This window comes from Pseudomonas sp. HMWF021 (assembly GCF_003061005.1).
Taxonomy (GTDB): Bacteria; Pseudomonadota; Gammaproteobacteria; order Pseudomonadales; family Pseudomonadaceae; genus Aquipseudomonas.
This window is the reverse complement of sequence record NZ_QAIK01000118.1, coordinates 1-1,133: the sequence shown is the minus strand read 5'-3', so window position 1 is coordinate 1,133 and position 1,133 is coordinate 1. Positions and strand designations below refer to the sequence as shown.

2 protein-coding genes are annotated in these 1,133 nt (G+C 54.4%); both read left to right on the top strand.

The features are described from left to right. The first annotated feature begins 82 nt into the window (after positions 1-82). On the top strand, positions 83-523 hold the full coding sequence (locus tag DBR18_RS15855) for a pilin (RefSeq protein WP_098965660.1): 441 nt from the start codon (positions 83-85) through the stop codon (positions 521-523). A gap of 300 nt (positions 524-823) precedes the next feature. After that, a partial coding sequence (locus DBR18_RS15850; protein ID WP_108591020.1) for a BON domain-containing protein occupies positions 824-1,133 on the top strand: 310 nt, incomplete at its 3' end.

Here is a 1,133-nt window from a genome sequence, read left to right as displayed (position 1 = left end):
GGGGTCTGCAAGCGGTTGGCACGGCCTATGCTGAGCCCTTTGCAGATCATGAGATTCCGACTCATGCATGGAGAGCCTGTCTATGAACAACCAAAAAGGTTTCACTCTGATCGAGCTGCTGATCGTGGTGGCGATCATCGGCATTCTGGCGACCATCGCCCTGCCGCAATACACCAAGTATCAGGCACGCTCGAAAGTCACTGCCGGGCTGGCGGAAATCAGCGCGCTAAAAGTGCCTTTCGAGGACACCATTAATCAAGGTACGGACCCGACGCTGACGCTGGTGGCAGGTAGCGCGTCGTTTACTACCACCAATTGCGGCACCGTGACCGCGTCCGGCACGGCGTCGACTGGCGCGGGGACCATCGTCTGCACCTTGGCCAACGCTCCGGCTCCAGTGCTGGGCAAAACCATCACGCTGACTCGTTCTTCGGGGACCGGCTCGGCGGCGGGTGTCTGGAGCTGCGCTTCGACGGTGAACGCCGATTACGCGCCTAAGGGTTGCCCGGGCAGCGGTGCCTGATTGACTCGACAAGCGTCACCGGATGCCCCGCGTTGCGGGGCATTTTTTTGTCTTTTGGCGCTGGGAAAAGCTTCAATAATTTCAGCGTGTTAGGAACTTTCGGAAAAGCCGCAACTTGCATGTCAATAATGCACGTCTCATGCAAATTGCATGATTTCGAAAATTTGCATAATTCATAACCGATTGATTTATAACGATTTATTGTCTTTCGAAAAGTTGGCACAGCCTTCGCAATATACCCAGTAACCCTGCTGACAAGACAACCCAGCAGACTTTCCAGAAAAAACAGGAGTTACTCGTATGAAGAAGTTCGCTATCACTGCCGCTGCTGCTACCGCGCTGACCCTGACCATGGCTTCCGGCGCATTCGCCCAGACCACTCAGGCTACCCAGGCTCCAATGACTCTGGCCGCCGGTGAAATGACCAAGGCTAAAGAAGCTACTTCCGATACCTGGATCACTACCAAAGTCAAAAGCGACCTGGTAACCGAAAAAGGCATCCCAGGCACCGATATCAAAGTTGAAACCAACAAAGGCGTTGTGTCCCTGTCCTCCACTGTTGCAGTGACCGAGGCTCAGAAAACCACCGCAGTGGCTATCGCCAAGAAAA